The sequence below is a fragment of the Nonomuraea typhae genome (assembly GCF_009760925.1).
Taxonomy (GTDB): domain Bacteria; phylum Actinomycetota; class Actinomycetes; order Streptosporangiales; family Streptosporangiaceae; genus Nonomuraea; species Nonomuraea typhae.
This window is the reverse complement of the sequence record NZ_VRLV01000001.1, coordinates 269,185-287,187: the sequence shown is the minus strand read 5'-3', so window position 1 is coordinate 287,187 and position 18,003 is coordinate 269,185. Positions and strand designations below refer to the sequence as shown.

Sequence of the window (18,003 nt, the reverse complement as noted above, 5' to 3'; positions counted from 1 at the left end):
GGGGTGTCCGGGCGGAAACGCCATGGAGTTCGGGCGGAATCGTTACGGTGGGCCCTCGCCCGGTTCCTCTTGGTAGGAGTAGCGCTGCTCTCGCCACGGATCGGCCACGTTGTGGTAGCCGCGTTCCTCCCAGAAACCGCGGCGGTCCTCGCTGAGGTACTCGATGCTGCGCACCCATTTGACGCTCTTCCACGCGTACAGGTGCGGCACCACGACGCGCAGGGGGTAGCCGCGTTCCGGGGTGATGGGCTTGTCGTCGAGTTCGGTGACGAACAACGTGCCCGGCGCGGTGAAGTCGGTCATCCTGACGTTGGCGCTGTAGCCGTACTCCGCCCAGATCATGACGTGGTTCACCCCGTCGGCGGGAGGGGCGAGCGCGAGGATCTCCAGCGGGCTGAACCCGCGCCACTCGTTGCCCATGATCGAGAACTTGGTGACGCAGTGGAAGTCGGCGAGCACGCTGGTGCGCGGCAGCTTCTCCAGCTCCGGCCAGGTGAAGCGGTGCGTCTCACCGGACTCGGTGTCGCCGAAGACGCGGAAGTCCCAGGTCGCGGGCCGGAACTGGGGGACCCGGCCGTAGTGGATGACGGGCCGGCCGCGCGGTACGTACTGGCCTGGGGGCAGGCGCGACTCCTCGTCGTTCATTCGGCCATCCTGTCATCGCCCGATCGCCGGCACGCCGCCGGGTGGGAATGCGCTAACATTGCGGGCTATGCGCACCGCGTTCCTGTTTTGGTATGGCGACGGACCCGTGAGGACCGATCGCCATGTGGCGCTGCGCTAGCAGACACAGACGAGCGAGAGGCCCCGGGTCCGTCAAGGACCCGGGGCCTTTTCGCGTTTCAAGGGAGACATCAGCATGGTCATCGTGATGGGCCCGGAGGCCACCGGAAACGACCTCGCCTCGATCCTCGCGCTCGTGGAGGCGGCCGGGGTGGAGGCGTTCGTGAGCCGTGGCGTGCAGCGGACGATCGTCGGCCTGGTCGGCGACGTCACACAGCTCGACCAGGGCAACCTGCGCGGCATGCCCGGGGTGCGGGACGTGGTGCGCGTGTCCACGCCGTACAAGCTGGTCAGCCGGGAGAACCATCCGGAACGCTCCACCGTGCACGTGGGCGGGGTGCCGATCGGCCCGGACACGGTGACGCTGATCGCCGGGCCGTGCGCGGTGGAGACGCCGCAGCAGACGCTGGAGGCCGCGCTCATGGCCAGGAAGGCCGGGGCGACGCTGCTGCGGGGCGGCGCCTTCAAGCCGCGCACCTCGCCGTACGCCTTCCAGGGGCTCGGCGAGGCCGGCCTGCGCATCCTGGCCGAGGTGCGCGAGGAGACGGGCCTGCCGGTGGTGACCGAGGTGGTGGACGCCCACGACGTCGATCTGGTCGCCTCCTACGCCGACATGCTGCAGGTGGGCACCCGCAACGCGCAGAACTTCGCGCTGCTGCAGGCCGTCGGCGCGGCGGGCCGGCCGGTCATGCTGAAGCGCGGCATGAGCGCCACCATCGAGGAGTGGCTGATGGCCGCCGAGTACATCGCCCAGCGCGGCAACCTCGACATCGTGCTGTGCGAGCGCGGCATCCGCACCTTCGAGACCGCCACCCGCAACACGCTCGACGTCTCGGCCGTCCCGGTCGCCCAGCGCCTGTCGCATCTGCCGGTCATCGTCGACCCGTCGCACTCGGGCGGCCACCGCGACCTGGTGCTCCCGCTGACTCGCGCGGCGATCGGCGCCGGGGCCGACGGCGTCATCATCGACGTCCACGCGCACCCCGAGCAGGCCCTGGTCGACGGCCCGCAGGCGCTGGTGGACGGCGACCTCGAGCTGCTGGCCGGGGTCATGCGCGACTTCCCGCCGCTGCTCGGCCGCACGCCCGCGGGCACGCTGACCGCCTGATGGGCTTTCCGCGAGGGGTACAGCGACGCCGCGCCGTACCCCTCAGGAGGCCGGAGCGACGCCTTCGAGGGTGTACTCCTGGATGGAGTCGGCCAGCTGCACGGCGAGTTCCTCGGCGTCGAGGCGCTTCTCGATCTGCTTGAGGTCCTCGATCTTGGCCCGGGTCTCGGCCCGCTTGGGCGCCAGGAGGGAGCAGCAGTCCTCGTCGGGCAGCTCGGAGATGGCCAGCGTGCCGATGCGGCGGGCCTCGGCCATGATCTCGGTCTTGTCCCAGCCGACCAGCGGGCGCAGGATCGGCAGGTCCACGGCGTGGTCCTGGGCGGTGATGTTGGCCAGGGTCTGGGAGGAGACCTGGCCGAGCGCGTCACCGGTGACCAGGGCGGCGGCGCGGATGCGGTGCGCCACCTCCTCGGCGGTCTTCAGCATGAGCCGCCGCTGGGCGATGACGGCCAGGCGGTCCTGGCCGGAGTTGCGGATGGACTGCTGCGCCTTGCCGAACGGCACCACCCACAGCCGCGAGTTGCTCTGGAACCGGTCCAGCTTGCGCACCAGCGCGTACGCCTTGTAGATCGACTCGGTGGTGGTGAAGGGGATGCCGGAGAAGTGCAGGAAGTCCACGTGCAGCCCGCGGCGCATCATCCGGTAGGCGGCCACCGGCGAGTCGATGCCGCCGGACATCAGCACCAGCGCCCGCCCGCTGGAGCCGACCGGCAGGCCGCCCTGGCCCGGCAGCCCGTCGGTGAAGACGAACACCTCGTCGCGGTCCACCTCGATGTGGAGGGTCAGCTCCGGCTTGGACAGGTCGACGGGCAGGCCGTACTCGTCGTTGATGGCGCCGCCGACGAGCCGGTCGAGCTCGTTGGAGCGCAGCGGGAAGCGCTTGTCGCGCCGGCGGGAGCGCACGGCGAACGTCGCCTTGCGCGCGACCTGCTCACTCTCGCGCACCAGCTCCAGGCCCGCCTTGACCACGGTGTCCGGGTCCTTGGCCACCCGCCAGGCCCGGTGGATCCACACGAGCCCCGGCACGTCGGCCACCCGCCGGGCGACGGCCTCCGCCTGCTCAACGGTGGCGCCGGCGGGCAGGAAGATCGCGATGACGCCGTGCCGCTTGCGCACGTCGACCTTGATGTCCAGCTCGTGGAGCGCGGTCCGGATGTTGTTGATCAGGCGGCGTTCGAACAGCTCGCGGTTCTTGCCCTTGAGGACGATCTCGCCCAGCTTGAGCAGTACGCACGGCTCGCCCAGGGCGGCCAGCGTCATGGGGGTCCTCCACGGGTTTCAGTGCTTTCCGACCCATCGAGTTTAGTCCTCGTCCAGACCTTGCTCGATCGCGTATCGGACCAGCTCCACCCGGTTGTGGAGTTGAAGCTTGTTGAGGGTGTTCTGGACGTGGTTCTGCACCGTCCGGTGCGAGAGGACCAGCCGGTCGGCCACCTGCCGGTAGGAGAGCCCCTTGGCCACGAGCCGGAGCACCTCGGTCTCCCGATCGGTCAGCCGGGGCCGCCCGTCCTCCTCCTTGTCCGGCTGCGCCGCCAGCCGCCGGTACTCCCCCAGCACCAGCCCGGCCAGCCCCGGCGTGAAGACGGCATCCCCCTCGGCCGTCCGCCGGACGGCGTCCAGGAACTCCTCCCGCGAGGCGGACTTCACGAGATACCCGGAGGCGCCCGCCTTGACCGCCTCCAGCACGTCGTCCTGCTCCGCGCTGGCCGACAGCACCAGCACTCTGGGCGGCGCCTCCAGCGCCTGAAGCCCGCGCGCCACCTCGGCCCCCGACAGGTCCGGCAGCTGCAGATCCAGCACCACGACCTCGGGCCGCACCGCCCCTGCCACCCTGACCGCCTGCCGCCCCTCCCCCACGGCCGCGACCACGTCGTACCCGGCCTCGGCCAGATCCCTGGCCACGCCGTCCCGCCACATCGGATGGTCGTCGACCACCATCACCCGCACCATGCGGTCACTCTAGGTCGGTCATCGTCCCGGGATCGAATGAGAACGGGAACGGGAAGTCGCCGGTGAACTCCTGTCCCGCCTTAGCTTCGCGGGCGAGGCGGTATGTGCCTTCCACGAGCTCGAGAATGACGATCTTCGGTGTGGGTTCCAGATCTACGATCCAGTACTGCGGGATCCCCGCTTGCGCGTACTCCCGCACCTTCCGGACACGGTCGGTCTGCTCGCTACCGCTTCGTACTGACACCACCTCGACGATGACGAGGATGTCTCCCGAATAGAACGTCCGAGACTTGCGTTCGATCGAAGCGCGAGCAGCGTCTCGGCTCATGACGAAGACATCGGGTTTCCGGACGCCTGCCGGAGTTGCCACGTCGTTGGATCCGCCCGCGATGTACATGGCGGCGTCGGACTTGCTCGCCGCGTCCTTCAGTACATCCTTCAAGCGGTCTGCGGCATGGTCGTGCCAGGTGCTGGGGGACAACTCGCGAAACCATCCGTCCTCAAGCTCGAACCGTTTGCCCTCATCTGGCATGGCGTCCAGGTCGTAAATGGTGTAGGGGCCGAAGTCGTGGATCGGAGCGACGCTCATCCGGCTCTCCTTTCCCTCTCCATGGTGATTACTCAATGTTACGCACCTCCACCTATCGGTATCCGGATTTCCACCTCGGTACCCTCACCCGGGGCCGTTATATAGGTAACCGTGCCGCCCAGGTCGGTGATGCGGCCCTTGATGGACTGGGCCACGCCCAGGCGGCCGTCGCGTTCGGCCTGTCGCAGGCGGCCCTCCGGGATGCCGCCGCCCTCGTCCCTGACGCTGACGATGACCGTGCCGTCCTCCGTTTCCGCGAGGACCCAGGCGCGGGCGGCCGGGCCGACGTGGGTGCGGACGTTGTCCAGGGCGGCGCCGACCGCGGCGGCCACCTCCTCGGCGGTGGCCGGGGGGAGGACGATGGGGGTGGCCGGGGTGGACACCGTCACCGTGGCCGAGCCGTACCTGGTCAGCAGGGTGCGCAGGTCGCCGGAGGGGGCGGGGCGCAGGGAGATGAGGTCGCGCAGGGCGGCCTCCTGCTCTCCGGCCAGGCGGCCGAGTTCCGCCGCTTCGCCGCCTATCTCCTGGCCGCGGCGCTGAACCAGGGCGAGGACCTGCAGGACCGAGTCGTGGATGCCGCGGGACAGGCGGTCGCGCTCACGCTGGGCGGCTTCCATCTCGATGGCCCGTTGCATGCGTTCCTCGGCCTGCTTGGCCAGGCGGGCCACGTGGCCGACGACGACGCCGGCCAGGAACAGCAGCACGGCGCCGTTGAGGTAGACGGGGGCGCCGGGGGTGCGGACGCGCAGCCAGATGTCGGCCGCGGCGACGATGGCGGCCCCGACGGCGCCGAGGCGGCGGCCGCCGTAGACCGCCCAGGCGAGGACGGGGGCGGCTACCCAGGTGGCGGGCAGGGGCATGACGCCCTGGGCGAACTGGAACCGGCCCTGCGCGTACGGCGAGGCCAGCAGGCAGGCCACGGTGACGAGCATGTCGATGACCAGGAGCGGCCAGCCGCGGACCGCGTCGACGGAGTAGAGGAAGATCGAGGCGGCGGTCCAGAGGGTCATGAGGCCGATGACCAGCCAGCCGAGCGCGGGCCGGGCGTAGCCGTCGTGCTGGATGAGCAGGATGCCCGCGTAGACCAGTGACGCCACGCGGAAGACGGCGATCGCCCGCCAGAAGGGTCTCTCGATGCCCATGAGACGTTCTCACGTTTCCGACAGATCAGGTTGACAGATAGTAGAGGTATCCATGCGAATCGGCCCATACCGCTGACACAATCCGGTGATCCCTAACGTGGTCCCCTATGCGAGGAAATATCGACGCATGTCTTCCGCTGTTAATCATTTCACCCATGGCCCGCTCACCCCGGCCCTCGCCTACGTGATGTCGTGCATCGGGTCAATGCTCGGACTGCGGCTGACCGCCCAGGCGCACGCCTCGCGAGGCGCCTCACGGGTGCGCTGGCTCCTCGGCGCGGCCGTCTCGATCGGCGGTACCGGCATCTGGGTCATGCACTTCATCGCCATGATGGGCTTCGACGTCGAAGGCACCCCCATCCGCTACGACGTCCCGCTGACCGTGGCCTCCGCCGTCGTCGCCATCGTGGTCGTCGGCACCGGGCTCTTCCTCGTCTCCTACGGCGGCGGCCGGGTGCTGCCGCTGCTCGGCGGCGGCCTGCTCACCGGCCTCGGCGTGGCGAGCATGCACTACCTCGGCATGTACGCCATGAACATGTCCGCCCACGTCTCCTACGACCGGCTGACCGTGGCGCTCTCGGTCCTCATCGCGGTCGTGGCGGCCACGGTCGCCCTGTGGTTCACCCTGCGGGTCAAGCGGCCCATCTGGATCGCCGGCGCCGCCCTGGTCATGGGCGTGGCCGTGGCCGGCATGCACTACACGGGCATGTTCGCGATGAGCGTCACCCCTCACCACGAGGGCGCCCCGGTGGCCGGCGCCGACGCGCTCGACTTCCTGGTGCCGCTCATGACCGTGATCAGCCTGATCACGCTCACCATGCTGCTGATGGTCATCCTGTCGCCCTCGGAAGAGGAACTGCACGAGGACGCCGAGCTCCTGGCCCGGCTGGAGCTGCGCCGCCGCACGTCGCAGCAGCAGGCGCCCTACCCGGTGCCGGCGCCGCACCCCGCGGGCAGAGCGCGCCGCCGCTAGGAACGACGAAGGCGTGCCGGAGAGCGATGTCTCCGGCACGCCTTCGCGTCTGCGCTATGTCCTGGGTACGGCTCGCGCCGAACGGTGGGCCGCCGATGCTCCGCGACGCGAGCCGTACCCTGAGAGGGGTTGTAGCGGTTGATAACCCCGCTGACATGAAGGTACGGCCCGCCGCTTGCAAGCCGCTTACGGATGACCGCCGCCCGCTTGCAGGCGGTTAACCGAAGAACACCTCGGCCTCGGAGTAGCGGCTTTCCGGCACCGTCTTGAGCTCGGCCGTGGCCTCGTCCAGGCCGACCCTGACGATGTCGGTGCCGCGCAGCGCGACCATGGTGCCGTAGGCGCCGTCGTGCACCGCGTCGATCGCCTGGAGGCCGAACCTCGTGGCCAGGACCCGGTCGAACGCGGTCGGAGTGCCGCCGCGCTGGATGTGGCCGAGCACGGTGGTGCGGGCCTCCTTGCCGGTGCGCTTCTCGATCTCCTTGGCCAGCATCTCGCCGATGCCGCCGAGCCGTACGTGGCCGAAGGAGTCGAGTTCGCCGGTCTGCAGGGTCATCTGGCCCTCGATCGGGTGCGCGCCCTCGGCGACCACGATGATCGGCGAGTAGCGGGTGCGGAAGCGGGACTCGACGTACTCGCAGACCCGCTCGATGTCGAAGGGCTTCTCCGGGATGAGGATCACGTTGGCGCCGCCGGCCATGCCCGCGTGCAGCGCGATCCAGCCGGCGTGCCGGCCCATGACCTCGCAGATCAGCGCCCGGTGGTGCGACTCGGCGGTGGTGTGCAGCCGGTCGATGGCCTCCATGGCGATGTTGACCGCGGTGTCGAAGCCGAAGGTGTAGTCGGTGCCGGACAGATCGTTGTCGATCGTCTTGGGCACGCCGACCACCTTGACCTCGCGCTCCCACAGCTGCCTGGCCACGCCGAGCGTGTCCTCGCCGCCGATGGCGATCAGCGCGTCGACGCCGCCCGCCGCGAGGTTCTCCTTGATACGGTCGACGCCGCCCTCGATCTTGATGGGATTGGTGCGAGACGAGCCCAGGATGGTGCCGCCACGCGGCAAAATCGCCCGGACGGCTTGGATGTCCAGTGGCATGGTGTCCCCTTCGAGGGGGCCACGCCAGCCATCACGGAATCCGACGAACTCATGGCCGTACACACTCACGCCCTTGCGGACGACGGCCCTGATCACAGCGTTGAGACCGGGGCAGTCGCCGCCCCCGGTGAGCACTCCAATACGCATGGCGGGTTCCTCCCATAGGGGTTCACGACCCAGAATCGCATTGTGCCCGTGGCTTCGGGCAGTGGTCTAGACCAAATTAGCGACGGAGGGCAGCTTCTGTGACTGTTTTGGCCATCGACGCGGGAACGACCGGTGTAACCGCCCTGATCGTGACCGAGGACGGCCGGATCGAGTCGAAGGGGTACGCGGAGTTCCCGCAGCATTTTCCCTCCCCCGGCCAGGTCGAGCACAACCCGGAGGACATCTGGCAGGCCACGCTGTCCGCGTGCGCGAGCGCCCTGCGCGGGGCCGCGGCACCCCCTGCGTGCGTCGGCATCACCAACCAGCGCGAGACGGCCGTGCTGTGGGACCGGCGCACGCTGGCCGCGCCCCGGCGGGCCGTCGTCTGGCAGGACCGCCGCACCGCCGCCATCTGCGCGCGCCTGCGCGCGGCCGGGCACGAGGAGCGGGTGGCGGAGCTGACCGGCCTGCGCCTGGACCCGTACTTCACCGCGACGAAGCTGACCTGGCTGGCCGAGAACGAGCCCGGGGTGTGGTCCGGGGTCGAGTCCGGAAATATCGTGATCGGCACCGTGGACAGCTACCTCGTCGCCCGCCTGACCGCGGGCGCCCGCCACGTCACCGACCCGTCCAACGCCTCCCGCACCCTCCTGTACGGCCTGGCCTCCGGAACCTGGGAGCCGGAGCTGTGCGAGCTGTTCGGCGTGCCCCGGTCCGCGCTGCCGGAGATCGTGCCCAACTACGGCGAGATCGGCAGGACCGCGCCCGGCGCCTTCCTGGGCCTCGACCTGCCGATCAGCGGCATGGCCGGCGACCAGCAGGCGGCGTTGTTCGGCCAGACCTGCTTCGCGCCCGGCGAGGTCAAATGCACGTACGGCACCGGCTCCTTCATCCTCACCAACACCGGATCGGAGATCTTCCGCTCCTCTGCCGGCCTGCTGACCACGGTGGCCTGGCAGAAGCCGTCCGGCGAGCGCACCTACGCCCTCGAGGGCTCCATCTTCGTGACCGGCGCCGCCGTACAGTGGCTGCGCGACGGCCTGGGCGTCATCGGGACCGCGCCCGAGTCGGAGGCGGTGGCGCGCACGGTTCCCGACAGCGGCGGCGTGGTCTTCGTCCCCGCGCTGACCGGACTGGGCGCCCCCCACTGGAACCCGGAGGCGCGCGGCCTGATCACCGGCATCACCCGCGGCACCACCCGCGCCCACCTGGTGCGGGCGACGCTGGAGGCGATCGCGTTCGAGGTGCGGGACGTCGTGGAGGTGATGGGCGGCGGCGTCGCCGGCCTGAAGGCGGACGGTGGCGCGAGCGGCAACGACCTGCTCATGCAGGTGCAGGCCGACCAGCTCGGGGTGCCGGTGGAGCGCCCGGTCATCCAGGAGACCACCGCCCTGGGCGCCGCCTTCCTGGCCGGGCTGGGCTCGGGGGTGTGGGCCTCGCCGGAGGACCTGCGCAAGACCTGGCATCTGGACCGCCGCTTCACCCCGGGCGCCCGCGACGAGGCGGCCTACGACCGCTGGCGGGCCGCCGTCGCTTTGACGTCAACCAAGGGTTGACGGACAGATTTCGTCAACCTATGGTTGACGCATGGATGGAAGCGTTCGTCTCGACGACCTCATCAACGTGATCAAGCAACGCCACCCCGACGGCGACCCCCTCGGCCAGCTCTCCGACGCGGTCACCCTGGGCGAGCACCTCGGCGACGTGGCCGACCACCTCATCGGCCACTTCGTCGACCAGGCGCGCCACTCGGGCGCCTCCTGGACCGAGATCGGCCGCAGCATGGGCGTCACCAAGCAGGCGGCCCAGAAGCGGTTCGTGGCCAAGGAGGGCACCCTGGCCGACGACCTGTCCGCCTACACCCGCTTCACCGACCGGGCCCGCCACTGCGTCGTGGCCAGCCAGGAGGAGGCCAAGGCCACCGGCCACGACCACATCGAACCGGCGCACATCGTCCTCGGCCTGCTGCGGGAGCCGGCGGCGCTGGCCGCGGCGACCATGGTGGCGCTCGGCGCGGACCTGGACACGGTCAAAGAGGCGATGATCAACTCGATGCCCGCCGGCACCGGCTCCCCCGAACCGCACGTGCCCTTCGCCGCCCAGTCCAAGAAGATCCTGGAGCTGACCCTGCGCGAAGCGCTGCGCATGGGCCACAACTACGTGGGCACCGAGCACATCCTGCTCGGTGCCCTGTCCCTGCCCGAGGCGCCGGCGATCATCGTCCTGGAGGGCCTCGGGATCACCAAGGACGCCGCCGAGGAGGAGATCCGGCGCAGGCTGGCGCAGCTATAGCCGGCCGGCCGGCCCCTTGGCGAACCTGGTCAGGATGTTGGTGGTGGCGCGGCGGGTGAAGGGGGCCGCGGCGTCGGGCACGCCGTGCCCGCAGTGCCGCCCCGCCATCCCGCACACCCAGCGCATGGTCCCGGCCGAGAACACGCCCGCCCCGCTGCGCGCGACGTAGTAGGTGCTGTGCGAGACGGTCCTACGGCCGGCGCAGTTCACCGGCGACTCGGCCAGCACCTCGAGGTCGCGCGGCGAGCCACGCGAGACCTTGTCCGTCTCCACCCCCGCCATGCCGGGGAAGCGGCGCCCGCGGGTGCCCTGGAAGATCCAGTGGCGCGGCCTGCGGACGATGTAGGTGGCCTCGGCGGGGAAGCAGTCGTACATCTGCCCCACCAGTGAGCTCTCCGGCTTGGAGTCGCGCCAGTGCAGGCAGCGCTTCACCTTGTCGCACTCCAGCACGCGGTCCTTGAGCTGGATCCGCCAGTAGACGGCGTTCGCGCCGAGGAAGGCCAGGTTGGTGCCCCGGTCACGGGCCTTGGTGACGACCGCGCGCATCTCCGGCGACCAGTACTCGTCGTGGCCCATCGAGATCACCGCCCGCGCGCCGTCCAGGATGCCGGGACGCAGGTCGTGCGAGGTCAGGTAGGCCAGCCGTACCCCGCTGCGCTCGGCCACCTGGATGGCGTCCTTCTCCAGTTCGAGGAACTGGCGGGCGCCGTTGAAGTCGTAGGGCCGGTCGAAGGAGACGGCCAGCGAGCGGCTGCCGAAGACGAGGTCGGGGCCCTTGTACAGGCTGCGCCCGCCCCAGCGGTTGTACGCCTGCCAGGTGGTGACGGCGTTGACCAGGACCACCTTGCCCCTGGCCGAGGCTGACCTGACGGTGATCGGCACGTACCGCTGGGCGCCGCTGGAGGCGTCCAGGCGCAGCAGGTAGGCGCCCTCCGGCCAGCCGTCCGTGGCCACCTCGAGCGACGGCTTCCAGTGGGCGGCGGTGACCATGTCCCCCGCGGCGGCCCGCGGCGGGGGCTGCTCCTCCCCGCGGACCTCGCCGGAGGCCCACACCCGGGTGACGGTCGCGCCCATGCGGAAGGCGGTGGCGGTGAAGCGCGGGGCCGTCGTCGAGACGCGCAGGCGGAAGCGTTCGCCCGGCAGCACGCTGACGCGGTCGGCGAAGCCCTCGATCTCGTGTTCCGCGCCCTGTTCGGTGATCTGCCAGTCCGCGGCGGGCGGCGGCGCGGCCTCGGCGGGCGGCGGCGCCGGAGCCGATGGCGGCGTGACCATGGCGTTGCCGGCGCAGCCGGCGGCCATCACGAAGATGACCACGATAGTTCTCAGCACAGCCGCCCATCGTCACCCGGCGCCCGCCCCCGCGCGTACGGCTTTGCCTACACCGGCAGGACACAGGCCGGAGACTTGACCTCGATGATCTCTCCGGTGGCGCCGGGCACGCCGCCGGCCAGCGCGAACACGGCGACGGAGGCGGAGTTCTGGTTGGCCACCCACAGGGTCCCGCCGTCGATGGCGAAGTGGCGTGGCCACTCGCCGCCGCTGTCCACCTCGGCCAGGGGGTCGCCGTCGGCGGAGAAGACCGCGATCGTGTCGGGGCCGCGGTTGAGGAGGTACACGCGCCCGCCGGAGACGTCCACGTGGGAGGGGTAGACGACCCCGTCCGCGCCGCTGGCCTTCACCCGGAACAGCTCCCGCCAGTCGCCGGCCGCGTAGGCGCGCAGGGTGCCGTCGAGCTCGCCGGCCACGTAGACGCGCTCCCCGGAGAAGACGAGGTGACGCGGGCCCATGCCGGGCGCCAGCCGTACCGGCTCCAGGGGCTCGCCCGCGAGGGTGTAGCGGCGGATCTCGTCGGTGCCCAGGTCGGGCACGTGCAGCACGTCGCCGTGGAAGACGCACTGGTGGGCGTGCGGCCCCCGCTGGCGGCCGGGGTGGGGGCCGGAACCGGTGTGCGGCAGGACGATCGGCTCGCCGGTGAAGCGGCCCTCGCCGTCGAGGTGGTGGAGGGAGACGACGCCGTCGCCGTAGTTGGCCACGGCCAGGAGCGTGCCCGACGGGTGCACGGCCAGGTGACAGGGGCTGTCGCCGCCGCTCGGCCGCCGTCCGGTGGCTGCCGGGGCGCCGCCCGCGGTGGAGAAGGACTGCAGGACGCCCTCGGCCAGCTCGCCCACGGCGTACAGGACGGGCAGCGCCGGATGGGCGGCCAGGAAGGACGGGGCCGGCGCGGGGGTGAGGCCGGCGCCGGCGGTGAGGATCCCGTCGCCGTATCCGCCGATGTAGAGGTGCTTCACAGGAGGGATCCTCTCATGGTTGACTTTGGCAATGAATTCGTTGACTGAAGCAAGGGTTTCCGGGGTCCGCGCCTTCAACCGGTTCTATACGAAGGTGATCGGCGTCCTTCAGGCCGGGATGCTCGACTCCCCGTACTCGCTCACCGAGGTCAGAGTGCTGTTCGAGATCTCGCACGCCGGCGAGCTGGAGACCGGCGGCCTGCGCGTCCTGCTCGACGTGGACGCCGGCTACCTCAGCCGCATCCTCGGCCGCTTCGAGGCCGACGGGCTCGTCACCCGCCGCCGCTCCCCGCAGGACGCCCGCAAGCAGCTGGTACGGCTCAGCGCCCTCGGCGGCGCCACCTTCGCCCAGCTCGACCGCCAGTCGGCCGCCGAGACCGAGCGCCTGCTGGCCGCGCTGCCCGGCGACGACCAGGACCGCCTGCTGGCCGGCATGGCCGCCATCCGCCGCCTGCTCGGCGATCCCGCCCTCGAGGGGCGCAAGCCCTACCTGATCCGCGCGCCGCGCACCGGCGACCTCGGCTGGGTCGTGCAGCGGCACGCCGCCCTGTACGCCGCCGAGTACGGCTGGGGCATGGACTTCGAGAAGACCGTCGCCGGGATCTGCGCCGCCTTCGACCCCGGGCACGACGCCGGGTGGATCGCCGAGATCGACGGCGAGCGGGCCGGCTGCGTGTTCTGCGTGCGCCGGGACGAGGAGACCGCGCAGCTGCGGATGCTGCTGGTCGAGCCGTCGGCCAGGGGGCTCGGCCTGGGCCGCAGGCTGGTCGAGGAGTGCCTCGCGCACGCCGCGGGGCGCGGTCACAAGCGGATCATGCTGTGGACCCGCGACACCCTCGTCAGCGCCCGGCGCATCTATCTGGCGGCCGGGTTCGAGCTGGAGTCGGAGGAGCCGGGCGTGGAGAACGGCCGCCCGGTCACCGAGCAGATCTGGTCGCGCTCGCTGTAGGTCAGAGACCGGCGGCGATGCGGGCGGCGGCCTCGGTCACGAGCTCGCCGAACACCGGCCGCAGCGCGTCGGTCATGCGGGTGGCCGGCAGCGAGATGCTGAGGCTGGCCACCGGGCCGTCCGCGCCGAGGACGGCGGCGGCCACGGCGGTGATGTCGGAGCGCCATTCGCCCCGGTTGTCGGCCCAGCCCCGGGCCCGGATGGCCGCCAGCTCCGCGCGCAGCGTCTCGGGGTCGGCGATGGTGGTGTCGGTGTAGATCTCCAGGCCGGGCAGCTCGCGATCGAGATGGGCCAGGAACGCCTTGCCGTTGGCCGAGGCGTGCAGGGGTAGCCGGATGCCCAGGGGCAGCACGATGCGCAGGGGTTTGTCGGTTTCCAGCCGCTCTATGAGGACGACCGCGTCGCCTTCCGGGACCGCCAGGTGAACGGTCTCGCCGGTGCGCTGGCGGAGTTCCTCCATGACGGGCAGCGCCACGTCGCGCAGCCCCAGCTCGGCCCGGCGCCCCACCTGCAGCGCCTTGGTGGTCACCAGCCAGCGGGTGACCTCGCCTCCGGCCGGGCGGATCCAGCCCGCCTCGTGCAGGGTGCGCAGCGAGCGCTGCACGGTGCTCTTGGGCAGTCCGAGCACGCGGGCCAGCTCGCCGACGCCGATGGGCTGCCGGGCGGCGACCTCTTCGAGCGCGCGCAGGGCGTTGACCACGTTCTGCATCCATTGACTCCTCTAACGACGCGATTCTAAGGTTAGTGAACCGCACCACGGCACACTGTGCCGTAAGACGGCACGGAGGCAGTCGTGCACTTCTTGCAGATTCCCGGACCGACCAACGTTCCCGGCCGCGTGCTGCGCGCCATGGCCCGCCCGACGATCGACCACCGGGGACCCGAGTTCGCCGAACTGACCCTCGACCTGCTGCCACGGCTGCGGGCCGTCTTCCAGACCCGGCACGACGTGGTCGTCTACGCCTCGTCGGGCACCGGCGCGTGGGAGGCCGCCCTGGTCAACACGCTCTCGCCCGGCGACCGGGTGCTGGCGTTCGAGACCGGGCACTTCGCCACGCTGTGGTGCCAGATGGCGGCCAGGCTCGGGCTCGAGGTGGACTTCGTGCCCGGCGACTGGCGGCACGGCGTCGATCCCGACCTGGTCGCCGAGCACCTCACCGAGGAGACCGCAGCGGTGATGGTGGTCCACAACGAGACCTCGACCGGCGTGCGCAGCCGGGTCCCCGAGATCCGCGCCGCCCTCGACCGGGCCGGCCACCCGGCGCTGCTGCTGGTCGACACCATCTCCTCGCTCGGCTCCATGGACTACCGGCACGACGAGTGGGGCGTGGACGTCACCGTCGGCTGCTCGCAGAAGGGACTCATGCTCCCGCCCGGTCTCGGCTTCAACGCGATCAGCCCCAAGGCCCTGGCCCGCCCGGGACGCATGCTCCGCTCCTACTGGGACTGGCGGCCCATGATCGCGGCCAACCTGACCGGCTACTTCCCGCACACCCCCGCCACCAACCTCCTGTACGGCCTGGCCGAGGCGCTGACCATGATGGAGGAGGAGGGCCTGGCCCAGGTCTTCGCCCGGCACGACCGGCACGCGGAGGCGACCAGGCGGGCCGTGCGCGCCTGGGGCCTGGAGGTCCTGTGCGCCGACCCCCGGGAGTACTCCAGCGCGCTGACCGCGGTGATGACGCCGCCCGGCTTCGACGCCGACGAGGTGCGCCGGGTGATCCTGGAGCGCTACGACATGTCCCTGGGCGCCGGGCTGGGCAGGCTGTCCGGCCAGATCTTCCGCATCGGCCACCTCGGCCACTTCAACGACCTGATGCTCGCCGGCACGCTGGGCGGGGTCGAGATGGGGCTGCGCGCGGCCGGGCTGCCGATCAAGGAGGGCGGGGTCCAGCATGCTCTCGCCTACCTCGCGGAGACGGGCGCGTGAGCCTCGCGCGGACGCTCGGGCCGCTGCTGGACGGTCAGGTCAGGGACGACGGCTACACCCTGCACCTGTACTCCTCCGACGCCAGCATGTACGCCATCGAGCCGCTGGCCGTCGCCTTCCCCAAGCACGCCGACGACGTGCGCGCCCTGGTGACGGCCTGCGCCGGGCTCGGGGTGCCGGTGCTGCCCCGCGGCGCCGGGACCAGCCTGGCCGGGCAGACCGTGGGCCGGGCGGTGGTCGTCGACTTCTCCCGGCACATGAACCGCATCCTGGAGCTGGACGGCGGAATGGCCCGGGTGCAGCCGGGCGTGGTCCAGGACCAGCTCAACCGGGCGGCGGCCAAGCAGGGCATGATGTTCGGCCCCGACACCTCGACGAGCAACCGGGCCACGATCGGCGGCATGATCGGCAACAACTCGGCCGGGAGCCACTCGGTGCGCTACGGCTCGACGATCGACCACGTGGAGGCGCTGGGCGTGGTCCTGGCCGACGCCTCGACCCCGGACCTGGCCACGGACAAGAGGCTCGGCGCCGCCGTACAGGACATCCTGAAAAATCTGGACCTGTCGGGGTTCCCGCGCTTCTGGCGGCACTCCGGCGGATACCGGCTGGACCGGGTCACGTCCGGCGACCTGACGCCGCTCATCGCCGGCTCGGAGGGCACGCTGGCGGTCGTCACCGAGGCGACCGTCCGGCTGGTGCCCAAACCCGCCGGGCGGGCCATCGCGGTCGGCCACTTCACCGGCACGCTGGCCGCCGTCGCCGCCACCCAGGACGCGCTCGCGCTCGACGCCGCCTCCGTCGAGCTCATGGACCGGGCCATCCTCGACCTGTCCCGGCAGCGGGTGGACTACGCCGGGCTGGGCGACATCCTCGAGGGCGACCCCGAGGCGCTGCTGTTCGTGGAGTTCTTCGGCGAGGACGCCGCCGACCGGGTCGAGAAGCTGGCCGGCGCCTGGAAGGCCGCCGGCCACGGCTACCACACGCTGCGCGCCCTGGACGCCGCGACCCGCGAGGCCGTGCTCAAGGTGCGCAAGGCCGGGCTGGGCCTGCTCATGGCCTCCAGCGTCGGCAGCCGCCGCCCGCTCGCCTTCGTCGAGGACACCGCGGTGCCGCCGCAGGCGCTGGTGCCCTACGTCGAGGAGTTCTCCGCGATCCTCGACCGGCACGGCATGAAGGCCGGCTTCTACGGCCACTGCTCGGTGGGCTGCCTGCACATCCGTCCGTTCGTGGACCTGCGGGTGCCGGGCGAGGTCGCGGCCATGCGGGAGGTGGCCGAGGAGATCGCCGAGCTGGCCGTCCGCTACGGCGGCGTGAACTCCAGCGAGCACGGCGACGGCCTGGCCCGCTCGGAGTTCAACGAGCGGCTGTTCGGCGGCGAGGTGTACGCGGCGATGCGGGCGATCAAGCGGCTGTTCGACCCGGGCAACCTGCTCAACCCGGGCAAGATCGTGGACGCCGCCCCGATGACCGAGCACCTGCGCGACCCCGGCCGCCCCGAACCGGTCCACCTGGCCACCACGCTGGACTTCGCCGGCGGCATGCACGCCGCCGCCGACCGCTGCATGAACATCGGCGCCTGCCGCAAGGACGCCGCCGGCGTCATGTGCCCCTCGTACATGGCCACCCGCGAGGAGGAGCACTCCACCCGCGGCCGGGCCAACGCCCTGGTCAAGGCGCTGTCTTCAGCCGACCCCAAGGCGGCGCTGGGCGAGGAGCGGCTGCACGGCATCCTCGACCTGTGCCTGGAGTGCAAGGCGTGCAAGTCGGAGTGCCCGCTCGGCGTGGACATGGCCTCGCTGAAGAGCGAGGCCCTGCACCAGTACCACCAGACGCACGGGGTGCCGCTGCGCTCGCGCGTCTTCGGCGCGATCCGCACGCTCAACCGGCTCGGCGCGGCCACCGCCCCGATCTCCAACTGGTTCGCGCCGCCTCTGCGCAGGCTGCTGGGCCTGGCCGGGCAACGCCCGCTGCCCCGCTTCCGCCGTGACACGCTGCCGCGCTGGTACGCCCGCCGTACCGCGAAGACCGAGGGACAGGAGGTGATCCTGCTCGCCGACTCCTTCACCGCCTTCACCGAGCCCGACATCGGCCGTGCCGCCGTCGAGCTTCTGGAGAAGGCCGGCTATCGGGTACGGCTGGCCGCCGAGGGCTGCTGCGGCCGCTCGAGCCTGTCCAAGGGGCTGCTCGACCGGGCCAGGGCGATGGCGGATGCCACGCTCGCCCGGCTGTCGGCCCCCGAGTCCGCGGCCGCCCCGATCACCGGGCTGGAGCCGTCCTGCCTGCTGACGCTGAAAGACGAGTACGCGGCGCTGCTGCCCGGCGACCCGCGGGTCGAGGAGGTGGCCGGGCGCGCCCGTCTCGTGCCCGAGCTACTGCTGGAGGCGATCGACGACGGCCGCCTGACGCTCGGTGACGGCCTGCGCGGCCGCACGATCGTCTTCCACGGCCACTGTCACGAGAAGGCGGTCACCGGCACGGCAGCCACCCGTGCCCTGCTGACCCGCATCCCCGGCGCGGAGGTGATCGAGCTGGACGCGGGCTGCTGCGGGATGGCCGGCTCGTTCGGCTTCGAGGCCGAGCACTACGAGTTGTCCATGAAGATCGGCGGCCTGCGCCTGTTCCCGGCACTGGAGCAGACCGCCCCCGGCACCCTCATCGCGGCCACCGGGGTCTCCTGCCGCCAGCAGATAGCCCACGGCGCCAGCCGCACCGCCCGGCACCCTGTCGAACTCATCCATCTCGTGTCCTGATCG

The 18,003-nt window shown here is 71.3% G+C and carries 16 protein-coding genes; 7 read left to right on the top strand and 9 right to left on the bottom strand.

All coding sequences use genetic code 11. From position 1 onward, the window contains the following. Positions 1-42: 42 nt before the first annotated feature. Entirely contained in the window at positions 43-645 is a 603-nt protein-coding gene (locus tag FVE25_RS01365; RefSeq protein ID WP_157244510.1) for a molybdopterin-dependent oxidoreductase, read from the bottom strand. Between the two features lie 214 nt (positions 646-859). Here FVE25_RS01365 and aroF point away from each other — a divergent pair, with 214 nt between their 5' ends. Then, complete coding sequence (gene aroF / locus FVE25_RS01360) at positions 860-1,891, top strand: 3-deoxy-7-phosphoheptulonate synthase (RefSeq protein ID WP_157244509.1); 1,032 nt, start codon at positions 860-862, stop codon at positions 1,889-1,891. Positions 1,892-1,933: 42 nt separating this feature from the next. On the opposite strand, the gene thiI is transcribed toward aroF, so the two are convergent. Genes thiI through macS form a run of 4 tightly spaced genes read right to left on the bottom strand, consistent with a single transcriptional unit; the run spans position 1,934 to position 5,572 of the window. Further along, positions 1,934-3,151: a tRNA uracil 4-sulfurtransferase ThiI gene (gene thiI / locus FVE25_RS01355; protein WP_157244508.1), complete on the bottom strand. Its 1,218-nt coding sequence runs from the start codon at positions 3,149-3,151 to the stop codon at positions 1,934-1,936. A gap of 42 nt (positions 3,152-3,193) precedes the next feature. After that, positions 3,194-3,841 carry a response regulator gene (locus tag FVE25_RS01350; protein ID WP_157244507.1) on the bottom strand — a complete coding sequence of 216 codons (648 nt, stop codon included), beginning with the start codon at positions 3,839-3,841 and terminating at the stop codon, positions 3,194-3,196. Between the two features lie 4 nt (positions 3,842-3,845). After that, the gene (locus tag FVE25_RS01345) at positions 3,846-4,430 is read right to left on the bottom strand and encodes a Uma2 family endonuclease (protein ID WP_157244506.1); all 585 of its coding nucleotides are present in this window, start codon (positions 4,428-4,430) and stop codon (positions 3,846-3,848) included. 38 nt (positions 4,431-4,468) lie between these two features. Next, positions 4,469-5,572, bottom strand: coding sequence for a MacS family sensor histidine kinase (gene macS, locus FVE25_RS01340; protein ID WP_157244505.1), 1,104 nt, complete (start codon positions 5,570-5,572; stop codon positions 4,469-4,471). Positions 5,573-5,699: 127 nt separating this feature from the next. Between macS and FVE25_RS01335 the strand changes: the two genes are divergently transcribed. Continuing rightward, positions 5,700-6,545 carry an MHYT domain-containing protein gene (locus tag FVE25_RS01335; RefSeq protein WP_157244504.1) on the top strand — a complete coding sequence of 282 codons (846 nt, stop codon included), beginning with the start codon at positions 5,700-5,702 and terminating at the stop codon, positions 6,543-6,545. Positions 6,546-6,762: 217 nt separating this feature from the next. On the opposite strand, the gene FVE25_RS01330 is transcribed toward FVE25_RS01335, so the two are convergent. Beyond that, positions 6,763-7,788, bottom strand: coding sequence for a 6-phosphofructokinase (locus FVE25_RS01330; RefSeq protein WP_157244503.1), 1,026 nt, complete (start codon positions 7,786-7,788; stop codon positions 6,763-6,765). A 98-nt stretch (positions 7,789-7,886) separates the two neighbouring features. On the opposite strand from FVE25_RS01330, the gene FVE25_RS01325 reads away from it, so the two are divergent. Together FVE25_RS01325 and FVE25_RS01320 are read left to right on the top strand one after the other, a co-directional pair. Continuing rightward, positions 7,887-9,344 carry an FGGY family carbohydrate kinase gene (locus FVE25_RS01325; RefSeq protein ID WP_157244502.1) on the top strand — a complete coding sequence of 486 codons (1,458 nt, stop codon included), beginning with the start codon at positions 7,887-7,889 and terminating at the stop codon, positions 9,342-9,344. A gap of 31 nt (positions 9,345-9,375) precedes the next feature. Further along, on the top strand, positions 9,376-10,080 hold the full coding sequence (locus tag FVE25_RS01320; protein WP_157244501.1) for a Clp protease N-terminal domain-containing protein: 705 nt from the start codon (positions 9,376-9,378) through the stop codon (positions 10,078-10,080). Here FVE25_RS01320 and FVE25_RS01315 read toward each other — a convergent pair. Both FVE25_RS01315 and FVE25_RS01310 read right to left on the bottom strand, forming a co-directional pair. Then, complete coding sequence (locus FVE25_RS01315; RefSeq protein WP_157244500.1) at positions 10,075-11,409, bottom strand: N,N-dimethylformamidase beta subunit family domain-containing protein; 1,335 nt, start codon at positions 11,407-11,409, stop codon at positions 10,075-10,077. The two genes, FVE25_RS01320 and FVE25_RS01315, sit on opposite strands and share 6 nt — an antisense overlap. 47 nt (positions 11,410-11,456) lie before the next feature. Continuing rightward, positions 11,457-12,368: a lactonase family protein gene (locus FVE25_RS01310; RefSeq protein ID WP_157244499.1), complete on the bottom strand. Its 912-nt coding sequence runs from the start codon at positions 12,366-12,368 to the stop codon at positions 11,457-11,459. A gap of 94 nt (positions 12,369-12,462) precedes the next feature. Here FVE25_RS01310 and FVE25_RS01305 point away from each other — a divergent pair, with 94 nt between their 5' ends. Then, positions 12,463-13,317: a bifunctional helix-turn-helix transcriptional regulator/GNAT family N-acetyltransferase gene (locus FVE25_RS01305; RefSeq protein WP_246266508.1), complete on the top strand. Its 855-nt coding sequence runs from the start codon at positions 12,463-12,465 to the stop codon at positions 13,315-13,317. A 1-nt stretch (position 13,318) separates the two neighbouring features. On the opposite strand, the gene FVE25_RS01300 is transcribed toward FVE25_RS01305, so the two are convergent. Then, positions 13,319-14,026 carry an IclR family transcriptional regulator gene (locus FVE25_RS01300; RefSeq protein ID WP_157244498.1) on the bottom strand — a complete coding sequence of 236 codons (708 nt, stop codon included), beginning with the start codon at positions 14,024-14,026 and terminating at the stop codon, positions 13,319-13,321. A gap of 84 nt (positions 14,027-14,110) precedes the next feature. Here FVE25_RS01300 and FVE25_RS01295 point away from each other — a divergent pair, with 84 nt between their 5' ends. Both FVE25_RS01295 and FVE25_RS01290 read left to right on the top strand, forming a co-directional pair. Next, entirely contained in the window at positions 14,111-15,247 is a 1,137-nt protein-coding gene (locus FVE25_RS01295) for a pyridoxal-phosphate-dependent aminotransferase family protein (RefSeq protein WP_157244497.1), read from the top strand. Beyond that, positions 15,244-18,000 (top strand): FAD-binding and (Fe-S)-binding domain-containing protein, encoded by a 2,757-nt coding sequence (locus tag FVE25_RS01290; protein ID WP_246266506.1) that lies wholly within the window; start codon positions 15,244-15,246, stop codon positions 17,998-18,000. The genes FVE25_RS01295 and FVE25_RS01290 overlap by 4 nt, the downstream gene beginning before the upstream one ends. Positions 18,001-18,003: the final 3 nt, after the last annotated feature.

Coding starts and splice junctions, on each gene's coding strand:
- FVE25_RS01365 (WP_157244510.1), bottom strand. CDS start 645: ATGAACGACGAGGAGTCGCGCCTGCCCCCAGGCCAGTACGTACCGCGC.
- aroF (WP_157244509.1), top strand. CDS start 860: ATGGTCATCGTGATGGGCCCGGAGGCCACCGGAAACGACCTCGCCTCG.
- thiI (WP_157244508.1), bottom strand. CDS start 3,151: ATGACGCTGGCCGCCCTGGGCGAGCCGTGCGTACTGCTCAAGCTGGGC.
- FVE25_RS01350 (WP_157244507.1), bottom strand. CDS start 3,841: ATGGTGCGGGTGATGGTGGTCGACGACCATCCGATGTGGCGGGACGGC.
- FVE25_RS01345 (WP_157244506.1), bottom strand. CDS start 4,430: ATGAGCGTCGCTCCGATCCACGACTTCGGCCCCTACACCATTTACGAC.
- macS (WP_157244505.1), bottom strand. CDS start 5,572: ATGGGCATCGAGAGACCCTTCTGGCGGGCGATCGCCGTCTTCCGCGTG.
- FVE25_RS01335 (WP_157244504.1), top strand. CDS start 5,700: ATGTCTTCCGCTGTTAATCATTTCACCCATGGCCCGCTCACCCCGGCC.
- FVE25_RS01330 (WP_157244503.1), bottom strand. CDS start 7,788: ATGCGTATTGGAGTGCTCACCGGGGGCGGCGACTGCCCCGGTCTCAAC.
- FVE25_RS01320 (WP_157244501.1), top strand. CDS start 9,376: ATGGATGGAAGCGTTCGTCTCGACGACCTCATCAACGTGATCAAGCAA.
- FVE25_RS01300 (WP_157244498.1), bottom strand. CDS start 14,026: ATGCAGAACGTGGTCAACGCCCTGCGCGCGCTCGAAGAGGTCGCCGCC.